General features: G+C 61.2%; 12 protein-coding genes. 8 read left to right on the forward strand and 4 right to left on the reverse strand.

Features of this window, described 5'->3' with window-relative positions; all coding sequences use genetic code 11:
- Positions 1 to 86: 86 nt before the first annotated feature.
- The 8 genes from ppsA (at position 87) to AC30D9_RS17350 (ending at position 8266) form a co-directional block, all read left to right on the forward strand.
- Positions 87 to 2462 (forward strand): phosphoenolpyruvate synthase, encoded by a 2376-nt coding sequence (gene ppsA / locus AC30D9_RS17315; protein ID WP_134923426.1) that lies wholly within the window; start codon positions 87 to 89, stop codon positions 2460 to 2462.
- A gap of 216 nt (positions 2463 to 2678) precedes the next feature.
- The gene (locus AC30D9_RS17320; RefSeq protein ID WP_490144450.1) at positions 2679 to 3668 is read left to right on the forward strand and encodes an alpha/beta fold hydrolase; all 990 of its coding nucleotides are present in this window, start codon (positions 2679 to 2681) and stop codon (positions 3666 to 3668) included.
- Between the two features lie 126 nt (positions 3669 to 3794).
- Positions 3795 to 4286, forward strand: coding sequence for a ribonuclease E activity regulator RraA (rraA, locus tag AC30D9_RS17325; RefSeq protein WP_134923428.1), 492 nt, complete (start codon positions 3795 to 3797; stop codon positions 4284 to 4286).
- Between the two features lie 25 nt (positions 4287 to 4311).
- Complete coding sequence (locus tag AC30D9_RS17330; protein WP_307571428.1) at positions 4312 to 5307, forward strand: zinc transporter ZntB; 996 nt, start codon at positions 4312 to 4314, stop codon at positions 5305 to 5307.
- A 62-nt stretch (positions 5308 to 5369) separates the two neighbouring features.
- The gene (locus AC30D9_RS17335) at positions 5370 to 5615 is read left to right on the forward strand and encodes a hypothetical protein (protein ID WP_014337331.1); all 246 of its coding nucleotides are present in this window, start codon (positions 5370 to 5372) and stop codon (positions 5613 to 5615) included.
- Between the two features lie 2 nt (positions 5616 to 5617).
- Positions 5618 to 6442: a mechanosensitive ion channel family protein gene (locus tag AC30D9_RS17340; RefSeq protein ID WP_053183230.1), complete on the forward strand. Its 825-nt coding sequence runs from the start codon at positions 5618 to 5620 to the stop codon at positions 6440 to 6442.
- Between the two features lie 91 nt (positions 6443 to 6533).
- Positions 6534 to 7124 carry an RNA polymerase sigma factor SigX gene (gene sigX / locus AC30D9_RS17345; protein WP_092197526.1) on the forward strand — a complete coding sequence of 197 codons (591 nt, stop codon included), beginning with the start codon at positions 6534 to 6536 and terminating at the stop codon, positions 7122 to 7124.
- Positions 7125 to 7231: 107 nt separating this feature from the next.
- On the forward strand, positions 7232 to 8266 hold the full coding sequence (locus tag AC30D9_RS17350; RefSeq protein WP_134923430.1) for an OmpA family protein: 1035 nt from the start codon (positions 7232 to 7234) through the stop codon (positions 8264 to 8266).
- Between the two features lie 223 nt (positions 8267 to 8489).
- On the opposite strand, the gene cobA is transcribed toward AC30D9_RS17350, so the two are convergent.
- From cobA to nirB, 4 genes are read right to left on the reverse strand one after another with little or no spacing between them, the layout of a single operon-like run.
- Complete coding sequence (gene cobA / locus AC30D9_RS17355) at positions 8490 to 9245, reverse strand: uroporphyrinogen-III C-methyltransferase (RefSeq protein ID WP_490144451.1); 756 nt, start codon at positions 9243 to 9245, stop codon at positions 8490 to 8492.
- 10 nt (positions 9246 to 9255) lie between these two features.
- Complete coding sequence (locus AC30D9_RS17360) at positions 9256 to 11973, reverse strand: nitrate reductase (RefSeq protein WP_490144452.1); 2718 nt, start codon at positions 11971 to 11973, stop codon at positions 9256 to 9258.
- Positions 11973 to 12290 (reverse strand): nitrite reductase small subunit NirD, encoded by a 318-nt coding sequence (nirD, locus tag AC30D9_RS17365; protein WP_014337336.1) that lies wholly within the window; start codon positions 12288 to 12290, stop codon positions 11973 to 11975. Before nirD ends, AC30D9_RS17360 begins: the two co-directional genes overlap by 1 nt.
- Positions 12287 to 14740 carry a nitrite reductase large subunit NirB gene (gene nirB, locus AC30D9_RS17370; RefSeq protein WP_490144453.1) on the reverse strand — a complete coding sequence of 818 codons (2454 nt, stop codon included), beginning with the start codon at positions 14738 to 14740 and terminating at the stop codon, positions 12287 to 12289. Before nirB ends, nirD begins: the two co-directional genes overlap by 4 nt.
- Between the last annotated feature and the right edge of the window lie 250 nt (positions 14741 to 14990).

The following is a 14990-nucleotide window of genomic DNA, read 5'->3' on the forward strand; positions in this document are numbered from 1 at the left end:
CAGGTCCAGGCCATATCGCCGGCAAGCGCTCCCCTGGAGCCGTCGGTACCTTGAGCTTTTCCAACACAGTTAGTGGAGAGATCACCTTGGTAGAGTACGTAGTTTCCCTCGATAAGCTCGGCGTCCATGATGTGGAGCATGTGGGGGGCAAGAACGCATCCCTGGGCGAGATGATCAGCAACCTCGCCGGTGCCGGCGTATCGGTGCCAGGTGGCTTCGCCACGACCGCCCAGGCTTATCGTGATTTCCTGGAACTGAGCGGCCTGAACAAGCAGATTCACGATGCGCTCGATGCCCTGGACGTCGATGACGTCAATGCCTTGGCCAAGACCGGTGCCCAGATCCGCCAATGGATCATGGAAGCCGAGTTCCCCGAGAAACTGAATACCGAGATCCGCACCGCGTTCGCCAAGTTGTCCGAAGGCAATCCGGATGTCGCTGTCGCCGTGCGTTCCTCGGCCACCGCCGAAGACCTGCCGGATGCCTCCTTCGCCGGCCAGCAGGAAACCTTCCTGAACATTCGTGGCGTGGAAAATGTCATCCGTGCCGCCAAGGAAGTCTTCGCTTCCCTTTTCAACGACCGTGCCATTTCCTACCGCGTGCACCAGGGCTTCGACCACAAGCTGGTTGCCCTGTCCGCCGGTGTGCAGCGCATGGTCCGCTCCGAAACCGGCACCGCCGGCGTGATGTTCACCCTCGACACCGAGTCGGGCTTCCGTGACGTGGTGTTCATCACCGGCGCCTATGGCCTGGGTGAAACCGTCGTGCAGGGCGCCGTGAACCCGGATGAGTTCTACGTCCACAAAGGCACGCTGGAAGCCGGCCGCCCGGCCATCCTGCGGCGCAACCTGGGCAGCAAGGCCATCAAGATGATCTATGGCGACGAAGCCAAGGCCGGTCGCTCGGTCAAGACCGTCGACGTGGACAAGGCCGAACGCGCGCGTTTCTGCCTGACCGACGCCGAAGTCAGCGAGCTGGCCAAGCAGGCGATGATCATCGAGAAGCACTACAAGTGCCCGATGGACATCGAGTGGGCCAAGGACGGTGACGACGGCAAGCTGTACATCGTGCAGGCCCGCCCGGAAACCGTGAAGAGCCGCACCCAGGCCAACGTCATGGAGCGCTACCTGCTCAAGGAAACCGGCACCGTGCTGGTGGAAGGCCGTGCCATCGGCCAGCGCATCGGCGCCGGCAAGGTGCGGATCATCAAGGACGTCTCGGAAATGGACAAGGTCCAGGCCGGTGACGTACTGGTTTCCGACATGACCGACCCGGATTGGGAACCGGTGATGAAGCGCGCCAGCGCCATCGTCACCAACCGTGGTGGTCGTACCTGCCACGCGGCGATCATTGCCCGTGAACTGGGTATCCCGGCAGTGGTGGGTTGCGGCAACGCCACCGAATTGCTCAAGGATGGCCAGGGCGTGACCGTTTCCTGCGCTGAAGGCGATACCGGCTACATTTTCGAAGGCGAACTAGGCTTCGACATCAAGAAGAACTCCGTGGACGCCATGCCGGACCTGCCGTTCAAGATCATGATGAACGTCGGCAACCCGGACCGTGCCTTTGACTTCGCACAGTTGCCGAACGCGGGCGTGGGCCTGGCCCGCCTGGAGTTCATCATCAACCGCATGATCGGCGTGCACCCCAAGGCATTGCTGAACTACGACGGCCTGCCGCAGGAAATCAAGGACAGCGTCGACAAGCGCATCGCCGGTTACAACGATCCGGTCGGCTTCTATGTCGAGAAGCTGGTGGAAGGCATCAGCACCCTGGCGGCGGCGTTCTGGCCGAAAAAGGTCATCGTGCGCCTGTCGGACTTCAAGTCCAACGAATACGCCAACCTCATCGGCGGCAAGCTCTACGAGCCGGAAGAAGAAAACCCGATGCTGGGCTTCCGTGGTGCTTCGCGCTACATCAGCGAATCGTTCCGCGACTGCTTCGAGCTCGAATGCCGTGCCCTCAAGCGCGTGCGTAACGAGATGGGCCTGACCAACGTCGAGATCATGGTGCCGTTCGTCCGGACCCTGGGCGAAGCGAGCCAGGTCGTCGACCTGCTGGCGGAAAACGGCCTGGCCCGTGGCGACAATGGCCTGCGCGTGATCATGATGTGCGAGCTGCCGTCCAACGCGATCCTGGCGGAAGAATTTCTCGAGTTCTTCGACGGTTTCTCCATCGGTTCCAACGACCTGACCCAATTGACCCTGGGCCTGGACCGCGACTCCGGGATCATCGCCCATCTGTTCGACGAGCGTAACCCGGCGGTCAAGAAGCTGCTGGCCAACGCCATTGCCGCCTGCAACAAGGCCGGCAAGTACATCGGCATCTGCGGCCAGGGCCCTTCGGACCACCCGGACCTGGCCAAATGGCTGATGGAGCAGGGCATTGAAAGCGTTTCGTTGAACCCGGACTCTGTGCTGGAAACCTGGTTCTTCCTGGCTGAGGGACAGGCTGCGGTCTGATTGAGTGAAGGGGCCTCACCGGTAATGTAAGCCGGGCGACCTTGTGGGAGCGAGCCTGCTCGCGATAGCGTTGGATCAGCAAGATTAGTCTCGGCTGACACTCTGCTATCGCGAGCAGGCTCGCTCCCACAGGTCCGCGGCTATACACCCCGGTCCCTTTTGATTGAAGTAGGGCGGGCTCCTCATGGATGCCGCCCTTTTTTGTGCAAGAGCATTATGCAAAGCAGCAGCAACCTCTTTCCTGTCGCCCTGATCAGCGCCGAGCGGCGCGGTGATCTGAGCGAAGATGTCTACCGCTTGAAACCTGGCAACAGCCCCGACGCCAGCGTCGAACTGGCCGTCACCCGGCTGGGCATGGCCGACGCCAGCGAAACCCGTGGCGTCCCGGTGATCCTGTTGCACGGCAGTTTTTCCAATCGGCGCTTCTGGTATTCGCCCAAGGGCCTGGGGCTGGGGGCCTACCTGGCACGCCTGGGTTTCGATGTCTGGATCCCCGAGATGCGCGGCCATGGGTTATCCCAGCGCAACCAGGCCTATCGCAACAACCGGGTGGCCGACTATGCCCGTTACGACTTGCCGGCCATCGGTGCCTTCGTGCGTGAGCAGAGCGGGCAAGTGCCCCACTGGATCGGTCATTCCTTGGGCGGCATTACCCTCGCGGCAGCCTTGGGCGGTCATTACCTGGGCGAACCTGCGGTGGCTTCGGCGGCGTTTTTCGGCACCCAGGTCAGTCGCACCTACTGGCCGTTGAAGATCCCGCCGGTAGAGTGGAGCGGCCGGTTCATCCTCAAGCGCTTTGCCCAGTTGTCCGGTTCAAGGCTCAAGCGCGGCCCCGAGGACGAGCCCATCGGCCTGGCGCTGGAAAGCATGCGCTGGTACGGCCTGTTCGGACGGTTCGGCGATGCCGAGAAGAACTGGTGGGCCGGATTGGCCGATGTGCAGGTGCCGGTGCTGGCGGTGAGTGCTGCGGGCGATCACCAGGACCCGACCTGGGCCTGCCGCAAACTCTTCGAGCAGATCGGTTCCGAGCACAAGCAGTTTGTCTGCCTGGGCCAGGCGCAGGGTTTCAAGGGCGATTTCGGCCACGTCGAGATGCTGGTCAGCAAGGCGGCACAGGCTGAGGTCTGGCCTCTGGTAGCCCGTTGGCTGCAAGATCAGCAGGCGCCGTTGCTGGAAAGTCTGCCCGCCCTGGCCGAGGCAGTTTGAGAGAAAGGCTCTGACATGGGCATTTCGCTCTGGTCGGCTTGCGGCTAAGATATGACGCTTGACGCGGTTCCAGTCACAAACGGTTGCTCATTCAGTCCGACGTTCCAGCCTTTCAGGAGTTGTTCGATGAACCATTACCTCACGCCCGACCTGTGCGACGCCTACCCGGAACTGGTGCAGGTGTTGGAGCCGATGTTCAGCAATTTCGGTGGCCGCGACTCCTTCGGCGGCGAAATCGTGACCGTCAAGTGCTTCGAAGACAACTCGCGGGTCAAGGAGCAGGTTGAACTCGAGGGCAACGGCAAGGTGCTGGTCGTCGACGGCGGCGGCTCCCTGCGTCGGGCGCTGCTGGGGGACATGCTGGCGGAAAAAGCCGCGAAAAATGGCTGGGAAGGGCTGGTGATCTACGGTTGCATCCGCGACGTAGACGTTATCGCCCAGACGGACCTTGGGGTCCAGGCCCTGGCCAGCCACCCGATGAAAACCGACCGGCGTGGCGTCGGCGAACTCAATGTGCCGGTGACTTTTGCCGGCGTGACGTTTCGTCCAGGCGAGTATGTCTACGCGGACAACAACGGCGTGATCGTCTCGCCTAGCCCGCTGAAAATGCCTGAATGAAGCACCACTGCCATAAGGGATGAGGATGTTCGAGGAAGAAAACGCGCAATGGGGGCTGGTGCATGCCCTGGTGCTGGACGGTAAAGGCGGCGCGCGTTCCATAGCCCGGACCGAACTCGACGATTTGCAGTTGCAGGCCCATGAAAGCCTGTGGCTGCACTGGGATCGCAGTCATCCGCAAACCCACACCTGGCTGCGCAAATCCAGCGGTTTGAGCGAATTCAACTGCGATCTGCTGCTCGAGGAGAACACTCGGCCACGCCTGTTGCCATTGCCCAACGCCGAGTTGCTGCTGTTTCTTCGAGGCATCAACCTCAACCCGGGCGCCGAGCCGGAAGACATGGTTTCGGTGCGGATCTTCGCGTCCGCCCAGCGGGTGATCTCGCTGCGCCTGCGTCCGTTGCGCGCCACCGATGAGCTGTTGGCGCAACTGGCCGAGGGCAAGGGCCCGAAGACCGCGTCCGAACTCATCCTTTATATGGCGCAATACCTCACCAATAAGGTGCAGGACCTGGTCACCTGCCTCTCCGAAATCGTCGATGGCGAAGAAGAAAAACTTGATACCGACGAACGGTATACCCCGGAGCACGACGCCATTTTGCACATCCGCCGACGGGCCGCCGGACTCAAGCGCTTCCTGGCACCACAGCGGGACATCTTCGGCCAGATGACGCGACTCAAGCTGCCGTGGTTTTTCGACGATGACGGCGACTATTGGAACGAATTGAACAACAGCCTGACCCGTTATCTCGAGGAGCTGGAACTGACCCGAGAGCGCGTGGGGCTTGTGCTGGAGGCCGAAGACCGGCGCCTTTCGGTGCGCATGAACCGCACCATGTACCGCTTCGGCATCGTCACCGGGATTTTCCTGCCGATGAGTTTTCTCACCGGCCTTCTGGGCATCAATGTCGGTGGCATTCCGTTTTCCGAAAGCCCCTACGGTTTCATGATTGCCTGCCTGTTGATGATCTGCGTGGCGCTCGGGCAGTGGTGGTTGTTCCGCCGCTTGCGCTGGGTGTGATGGGTTTCATGTGACCCGACGAAATTTGATCGCGTCTTCCACAGACATCACGAGAGGTGCGTATGCACGATCCGTTTGAACAGTCTTTGCGCGACATGCTCAAGGCTTCGCCGTCCAGCCGGGACGATGATGCGTGCCTGGGACGTGTACTGAAAACCGCCAACCGCCAGGTCGGTGCGGGCGATCTGTTCAGCCTGCTGGGCCGCTGGTTGCCCGCGCTGATGATCGCTCTGAATAACGGATCGGCCCATGTCTCGCCGGTTTCCCGCCGTAAACCTGTTACTCGCACCGCTGATAAGGCTGATTGAATATGGAACTTGATCTCTGGACCCAGAGCCTCGTCACGGCAATGACTGCGTTGTGGACCAAGGTGGCTAACTTCATCCCGAACCTGTTCGGCGCCCTGGTGGTGCTGTTGCTGGGTTTTGTCGTGGCCAAGCTGCTGGACACGCTGCTGTCCAAGCTGCTCGCCAAACTGGGTCTCGACCGCCTGATGGGCGGCACCGGCCTGACCAAACTGTTGTCCCGTGGCGGCATCCAGGTACCGATCTCGACCCTGGTCGGCAAGATCGTGTATTGGTTCGTACTGCTGATTTTCCTGGTTTCCGCTGCAGAATCCCTTGGCCTCGAGCGAGTTTCGGCTACGCTCGATATGCTTGCGCTGTATTTGCCGAAGGTTTTTGGTGCCGCGCTGGTGTTGCTGGTCGGCGTTCTGCTGGCGCAACTGGCCAACGGGCTGGTGCGCGGCGCGGCCGAGGGCGTTGGGCTGGACTACGCCGCTGGCGTGGGGCGAATTGCCCAGGGCCTGGTGATCATCATCAGTATTTCGGTGGCGATCAGCCAGTTGGAGGTCAAGACTGACCTGCTCAACCACGTGATCGTGATCGTATTGATTACCGTTGGTCTGGCGATTGCGCTGGCAATGGGATTGGGAAGTCGTGAAATCGCCGGTCAGATCCTGGCGGGAATCTATGTGCGTGAATTGTACGAGGTTGGGCAACAAGTGCGTGTTGGCGAGGTCGAAGGCCAGATCGAAGAGATCGGCACGGTGAAGACCACATTGCTGACCGAGGAGGGCGAGCTGGTGTCGCTTTCCAATCGGATCCTGCTGGAACAGCATGTGAGTAGCCGCTAACCCGGCAAACCCTGCTAATGTATGCCGCCGCAAAATGCCCGATACCGCAGGCTGCGGCGCACATTGACCTAGACTGTCGGCCCGACTTGTTTTGAACAAACCCCAATCGCTATCCACGCGCTATGACCCCCGTGATCTCTCCGATGAGGAGTTGGTCGCACGCGCGCATACGGAGTTATTCCACGTAACGCGTGCTTACGAAGAATTGATGCGCCGTTACCAGAGGACATTATTTAACGTTTGTGCACGCTATCTCGGGAACGATCGCGACGCTGATGATGTCTGTCAGGAGGTGATGTTGAAGGTGCTGTATGGCCTGAAGAACTTCGAGGGGAAATCGAAGTTCAAGACCTGGCTCTACAGCATCACGTACAATGAATGCATCACGCAGTATCGCAAGGAACGGCGAAAGCGTCGCTTGATGGACGCGTTGAGCCTGGACCCTCTCGAGGAAGCGTCTGAAGATAAGGCGCCCAAGCCCGAGGAAAAGGGTGGACTCGATCGCTGGCTGGTCCATGTAAACCCGATCGATCGGGAGATTCTGGTGCTACGATTTGTCGCAGAGCTGGAATTCCAGGAGATCGCAGACATAATGCACATGGGTTTGAGCGCGACAAAAATGCGTTACAAGCGCGCTCTAGACAAATTGCGTGAGAAATTTGCGGGCATTGCTGAAACTTAGTTCGGCGCAAATATCTCTTACGTGTAGGCAAGTTCTGATAGACTTGCCGCCGAGTTGTCCCCCGGTTTGCGGGACTGCTTCACAATCACCAGATGGGGATTTAACGGATGAAACTGAAAAACACCTTGGGCTTTGCCATTGGTTCTCTGATTGCTGCCACTTCGTTCGGCGCTCTGGCACAAGGCCAAGGCGCAGTTGAAATCGAAGGCTTCGCCAAGAAAGAACAATTCGACAGCGCTCGTAACTTCAAGAACAACGGCAACCTGTTCGGCGGTTCGGTTGGTTACTTCCTGACCGACGACGTTGAACTGCGTCTGGCCTATGACGAAGTGCACAACGCCCGTACTGACGACGGCACCAACGTCAAAGGCGCCAACACCGCTCTGGACGCTCTGTACCACTTCAACAACCCAGGCGACATGCTGCGTCCTTACGTCTCTGCCGGTTTCTCGGACCAGAGCATCGACCAGAATGGCAGCAACGGTCGTAACCGTTCCACCTTCGCCAACGTTGGCGGCGGTGCCAAGCTGTACTTCACCGAGAACTTCTACGCCCGTGCTGGCGTTGAAGCTCAGTACAACATCGACCAGGGCGACACCGAGTGGGCTCCAAGCGTCGGTATCGGTGTGAACTTCGGTGGCGGTTCCAAGCCTGCCGCTGCTCCAGTTCCAGCTCCGGCTGAAGTCTGCTCCGACAGCGACAACGATGGCGTCTGCGACAACGTCGACAAGTGCCCTGACACCCCAGCCAACGTAACTGTTGACGCTGATGGCTGCCCGGCTGTTGCTGAAGTCGTTCGTGTTGAGCTGGACGTCAAGTTCGACTTCGACAAGTCGGTCGTCAAGCCTAACAGCTACGGCGACATCAAGAACCTGGCTGACTTCATGAAGCAGTACCCATCCACCACCACTACTGTTGAAGGTCACACTGACTCCGTCGGTCCTGACGCTTACAACCAGAAACTGTCTGAGCGTCGTGCAAACGCCGTTAAGCAAGTTCTGACCAACCAGTACGGTGTTGAATCGTCCCGCGTTAACTCTGTTGGTTACGGCGAATCCCGCCCAGTGGCTGACAACGCCACTGAAGCTGGTCGTGCAGTTAACCGTCGCGTAGAAGCGCAGGTTGAAGCCCAAGCTAAGTAATTAGCCCACAGCTTTGGAAAAGCCCGGCCTAGGCCGGGCTTTTCTTTGCCTGGGATTTATGAAAAGAGCGGTGGGCTGCCACAAAGTGTTCGGTTAAAACAAAAAAACTGTGGGAGCGGGCTTGCTCGCGAAGGCGGTGTGTCAGTTACGATCATGTGCCTGACACACCGCCTTCGCGAGCAAGCCCGCTCCCACATTCGTTCTGTGGTGATCTTCAATTTTGTTACAGCGCCGAAGCCTGGACCCACGCAGGCTGCGACCCCGCACGTTCGGCAGCGCCTGCCACCGCACCAATCACCAGGATCGCCGGGCTCTTGAGTTGAAAGGCGCTGGCATCGGCTTCCATCGAGGCCAGGTCGCTGCGGCAATCACGCTGGTGGGGCAGGGAGGCGTTTTCGATCATGGCCACGGGCGTGTCCGCCGCCAGGCCACCGGCCAGCAGTTGCTCACGAATCTCGCTCAGTTTCGCCACGCCCATGTACACCACCAATGTCGTGCCACTTTGCGCCAAGGCTTGCCAGTTCAGGCTGCTGCCATCCTGAGTGTGGGCCGTCACCAGCGTCACGCCCCGGGCAATCCCGCGCAGCGTCAGTGGAATATCGCACTGGGTCGCCCCTGCGAGGCCGGCGGTGATGCCATTGACCAGTTCCACCTCGACGCCATGCTCGCGCAGCCATTGGGCTTCTTCACCGCCGCGACCGAAGATGCACGGGTCGCCGCCCTTGAGGCGTACCACGCATTTGCCCTGGCGGGCATAACGCAGCATCAATCGATGAATGAACGCCTGGGGCGTGGAACGGCAGCCGCCGCGCTTGCCTACGGCAATGATGCGCGCATTGGGGCAGTGCTCCAGCACTGCGGTATTGACCAGATCGTCGATCAACACCACGTCGGCCTCGCCCAGGGCGCGCACAGCTTTGAGGGTCAACAGTTCGGGGTCACCGGGACCCGCACCCACCAGCCAGACTTTTGCGTTCATAGTGTTTTCCTCATGAGATAGCCGCCAGCGGTTGCGCAGTGGCGACCAGCAGGCGCTTGATTTCCGGTACGCAGGAACCGCATTGCGTGCCACAGCCCAGTTCCTGTTTCAGCCCCTGCAAGTCCAGGCCACGCTCAATGCCCGCGCAGATCGCGCGCTGGCTGACGTTCATGCAGTTGCACAGGGTTTTGCTGCCCCCCGTCGTGGCGCCGACATTGCCCGGCGGTGCGCTCAGAGGCGCCAGCAGCCAGCGCCGCAGTTGTTCATCGGCACGACCTTCCAGCCACAGGTTCTGCAGCCAGTGTCGAGCCAGGGTTTCGCCAGCCAGGCGAATGGCGGTGATGCGGCCGTTTTCGATTCGAACCCGTTTACCGATGGAGCGACGCGGGTCGTCATAAGCCAATACTGGCCCCTCGATCAGCCCCAGTTGCTCGTCGATCGCCTGGAGCAGTTGCGGTTCGGGGGCAACAGCGCTGGCCGCGCGAATCAGCAACGCGGGACGCTCACGGCCGGTCAGGCTGAGGCTGACGTAGGAAAACGCCTCACACAGGGGGCGCAAGGCCTCCAAATGCTGTTGAACATCACCTTCGATCAAGGCGAAAAGCTGCCAAGGCAGGTTCACCGGCTCCAGGCGTACGCCGCTGTGCTTGAGTTCCGGTTGTTTCGACAACGGATCGAAGGCCGGTTGAGTCAGAGTGTTGACCCCGCCCTTGAGGAACCGGTCGCCCCAATGCATGGGCAGGAACGCCTGGCCGGGGCGCACGCTGTCGTCGCTGTCCACGGCCACGATCACGCTGCCACGCCGGCTTTTGAGGCTGACCAGGTCGCCCGCCTGCAGGCGATGCCGGAGCAGTTCGTCGGGATGCAGGCTGAGTACCGCTTCGTTCACATGACCGAACAACTGCGCGGCGGTACCGGTGCGGCTCATGCCGTGCCATTGGTCACGCAAGCGGCCGGTGTTCAGGGTCAATGGGTAGCGGGCGTCACGCAGTTCCTTGGCGGCCCGATAGGGGTCGGCCACAAACCGGGCGCGACCGCTGTCGGTGGGGAAAATCCCGTCCATGTACAGGCGCGCCGTTCCGACCGTCGCACCCTCGGGGAAGGGCCATTGTTGTGGGCCGAGTTGATCGATCAGGGCGTGGCTGATGCCGGACAAGTCCAGGTCGCGGCCACGGGTCAGCTGTTTGTATTCATCGAACAGTTGGGCCGGGGTGTCAAAGGCGAACAGGCTGGGCTGGCCCGGGCGCAGGCGTTTCTCCAGGCGTTGTGCGAAATCCACGGTGATTGCCCAGTCCGGACGAGCTTCCCCCGGTGCGCCGATGGCCCGACGGACGTGGGAAATCCGCCGTTCGGAGTTGGTCACCGAGCCTTCTTTCTCGCCCCAACTGGCCGCCGGCAGCAACAGGTCGGCAAAGGCAGCGGTCTCGGTGGTGCGGAAGGCTTCCTGCAACACCACGAATGGGCAGGCTTGCAGCGCTTCACGTACCGCCGTCTGGTCTGGCATCGATTGGGCCGGGTTGGTGCAGGCGATCCACAAGGCCTTGATCTTGCCGCTGCGAACCTGCTCGAACAGCTCGATGGCGCTCAAACCGGTGGTGGCGGGCAATTGCTCGACGCCCCAGTAGCGGGCGACTTCGGCGCGATGCTCCGGGTTGGCCGCTTCACGATGGCCCGGCAGCAGATTCGACAGGCTGCCGGTTTCCCGGCCGCCCATGGCATTGGGTTGGCCGGTCAGCGAGAAAGGGCCGGCGCCGGGGCGACCGATTTGCCCGGTGGCCAAATGCAGGTTGATCAACGCGCTGTTCTTGGCGCTGCCAGCGGTGGACTGGTTCAGGCCCATGCACCACAGCGACAGGAAGCTCGGCGAGGTGCCGACCCATTCGGCGCACTGATGCAACTGTTCGACGCTGATGCCGCACAACTGCGCGACCATCGCCGGGGTGTAGTCGCGAACCAGGTTCTTCAGGTCCGCCAGGCCTTCGGTATGAGCCTTGATGAAGTCGCGGTCGACCCAGTCTTCCCACAGCAGCAGGTGCAAAATCCCATGGAACAAGGCGACATCGGTACCGGGCAGGATCGCCAGGTGCAGGTCCGCCAGGTCGCAGGTGTCGGTGCGCCGCGGGTCGATGACGATGATTTTCATCTGCGGCCGGCGGGATTTAGCTTCTTCGAGGCGGCGAAACAGGATGGGATGGGCGTAGGCCATGTTACTGCCAACGATCATCACGCAGTCGCTCAGTTCCAGGTCTTCGTAGCTGCAGGGTGGGGCGTCGGCACCGAGGCTGCGCTTGTAGCCCACCACGGCGGAGGACATGCACAGCCGCGAATTGCTGTCGATGTTGTTGGTGCCCACCAATGCCCGGGCGAGTTTGTTGAAGGCGTAGTAATCCTCGGTCAGCAATTGGCCGGAGATGTAGAACGCCACGCTGTCGGGGCCGTGTTCGGTGATGGTCTCGGCGAAGACGCTGGCGGCGTGATCCAGGGCGCTGTCCCAGTCGCTGCGGGCTCGGGCCAGGCCTTTGCCCAGGCGCAGTTCCGGATAGAGGGCGCGCGCGGCGAGGTCGCCGGTCAGGTGCAGCGTGGAGCCTTTGCTGCACAGTTTGCCGAAGTTGGCCGGATGGGCGGGATCGCCGCTGACGCCGAGGATGCGCTCGCCGTCATGCTCGATCAGGACGCCGCAACCGACCCCGCAATAACAGCAGGTCGAGGCAGTGATCTGGCGGTCCATCAGCTTGCGTCCCGCAGGGCCAGCTGCACCCGGCCGTTTTCGACCCGGGCCGAATGGTGATGGGCGCAGCCCACGTCCGGGGCCTGGGCCTGGCCGGTTTCCAGGTCGATCTGCCAGTTGTGCAGCGGGCAGGCCACGCGCTTGCCGTAGACCAAACCTTGGGACAGCGGGCCGCCCTTGTGCGGGCAACGGTCATCGAGTGCGAACACCTCATCATCGCTGGTGCGGAAAATCGCGATATCGCCTTTCGGGCCATTGATGATGCGCGAACCGAGAATATTGATCTCTTCCAGGGCGCAGATATCCAACCAGTTCATGCCGGCACCTCCAGGTTTTTCACGGGGATGACTTCAAACTCTTTTTTCAGCTGGGGCTGTTCCAGGCGCTGTTTCCACGGGTCCTGTTCCAGCGACAGGGAAAACTTCAGGCGTTCGTGGAGGGCCTTGCGCCGCTCGGGGTCTTCGAGCACGGCTTTCTTGATGTGTTCCATGCCGACCCGCTGCATGTAGTGCACGGTGCGTTCGAGGTAGAAGGCTTCCTCGCGGTACAGCTGCAGGAAGGCGCCGTTGTATTCACGCACTTCTTCGGCGGTCTTGAGCTTGACGAAAAACTCGGCGACCTCGGTCTTGATCCCGCCGTTGCCACCGATGTACATCTCCCAGCCGGAATCGACACCGATAATGCCGACGTCCTTGATCCCCGCTTCCGAGCAGTTGCGTGGGCAACCGGAAACGGCCAGCTTGACCTTGTGGGGCGACCACATGTTGAACAGGTCGTGCTCCAGCTCGATACCCAATTGGGTCGAGTTCTGCGTGCCGAAGCGGCAGAACTCACTGCCCACGCAGGTCTTCACGGTGCGGATGGACTTGCCGTAGGCGTGCCCGGAGGGCATGTCGAGGTCTTTCCACACGCCAGGCAAGTCCTGCTTCTTGATCCCCAGCAAATCGATGCGCTGCCCGCCAGTGACCTTGACCATCGGCACGTTGTACTTGTCGGCCACGTCGGCGATGCGCCGCAGCTCCGCCGGATTGGTCACGCCACCCCACATCCGTGGAACCACGGAGTAGGTGCCATCTTTCTGGATGTTGGCGTGGGCGCGCTCGTTGATCAGGCGCGATTGCGGGTCGTCATGGGCTTCGCCGGGCCAGGTTGAAATCAGGTAGTAGTTCAACGCCGGGCGGCAGGTGGCGCAGCCGTTCGGCGTGCGCCAGTTCAGGTAGCTCATGGCCCCGGCGATGGTCAGCAGATGCTGGTCGCGGATCGCTTGGCGGATCTGGCCGTGGTTGAGGTCGCTGCAACCGCAGATGGCTTTTTCGCTTTTCGGCTTGACGTCCGCCGCGCCGCCCACGGTGTTGATCAGGATCTGCTCCACCAGGCCGGCGCAAGAACCGCAGGAACTGGCGGCCTTGGTGTGTTTTTTCACGTCGTCGACGCTGAACAGCCCGTGCTCCTGGATCGCCTTGACGATGGTGCCTTTGCACACGCCGTTGCAGCCGCAGACTTCGGCGCTGTCGGCCATGCTCATGGCTTTGTCCTGGCCCTGGTGGCCTACGTCGCCGAGAGCGTTTTCCCCAAACATCAGGTGATCGCGGATCTCGCTGATGGTGTGGTTCTCGCGGATCTGGCGGAAGTACCAGCCGCCGTCCGCGGTATCGCCGTACAGGCAGGCACCGACCAGCACGTCGTCCTTGATCACCAGTTTTTTGTAGACGCCGCCAATGGGGTCGGAGAGGGTGATGGTCTCGGTGCCTTCGCCGCCCATGAAGTCGCCAGCGGAGAACAGGTCGATGCCGGTGACTTTCAACTTGGTCGAAGTGACCGAGCCCTTGTAAGTGGCGAAGCCCAGTTGTGCGAGGTGGTTGGCGCAGACCTTGGCCTGTTCGAACAGTGGTGCCACCAAGCCGTAGGCGGTGCCACGGTGGCTGGCGCATTCACCGATGGCGTAGATGCGCGGGTCGTAGGTCTGCATCGTGTCGTTGACCAGGATCCCGCGGTTGCACGGGATGCCGGACTTTTCCGCCAACTCGGTGTTGGGCCGGATGCCGGCGGCCATCACCACCAGGTCCGCAGGAATGATGTCACCGTTCTTGAACTGGACCGAGCCGACCCGGCCGTTGCCGGCGTCGTGCAGGGCCTGGGTCTGTTCGCTGAGGCGAAATTTCAGGCCACGGTTCTCCAAGGCGGTTTGCAGCAGTTGGCCGCTGGTCTTGTCCAGTTGTCGCTCCAGCAGCCATTCACCCAAGTGCACCACGGTCACGTCCATGCCCCGCAGCTTCAGGCCGTTGGCGGCTTCGAGGCCGAGCAGGCCGCCGCCGATCACCACCGCGTGCTTGTGGGTCTTGGCGGTGTTGATCATGGCCTGGGTGTCGGCGATGTCGCGGTAGCCGATCACGCCGTCCAGGGTGTTGCCGGGGATCGGCAGGATAAAGGGCGTGGAACCGGTGGCGATCAGCAGGCGGTCATATTCGGCTTCGCTGCCGTCTTCGGCGATGACCCGGCGCTTGACCCGGTCGATTTCCACCACTTTGCGGTTGAGCAGCAGCTTGATGTTGTTGTCCAGGTACCAGCTCAGGTCGTTGAGCACGATCTCTTCGAAGGTCTGCTCGCCGGCCAGTACCGGCGAGAGCAGGATGCGGTTGTAGTTGGTGTGGGGCTCGGCACCGAATACCGTGATGTCGTACAGCTCGTTGCTCAGCTTGAGCAGTTCCTCGAGGGTTCGAACCCCGGCCATGCCGTTGCCGATCATTACCAGTTTGAGTTTTTTCATCAGGGTTCTCCGCAAGTTCAGGCCCGTTTCATCACGGTGATCGGGCTGGCTCGGCAATTTTTTCGAAAACAAAAAAAGGCGTCCCGCTAGTTGCCTAGCGAGGACGCCTTTGTCCTGGTCCCGTTCTCTCGGGAAGCACCGCCTTCATCGTTGGAGGCGTTGCTGTATGTATGGTGAGAGAGGTTATGCAGTGGTTGTGCCAAGTGGCTCTGGGGCACGGATTTATTGGGGGAGCGGCTGATGGCACGCA

The organism is Pseudomonas sp. DF11, from assembly GCF_058148565.1.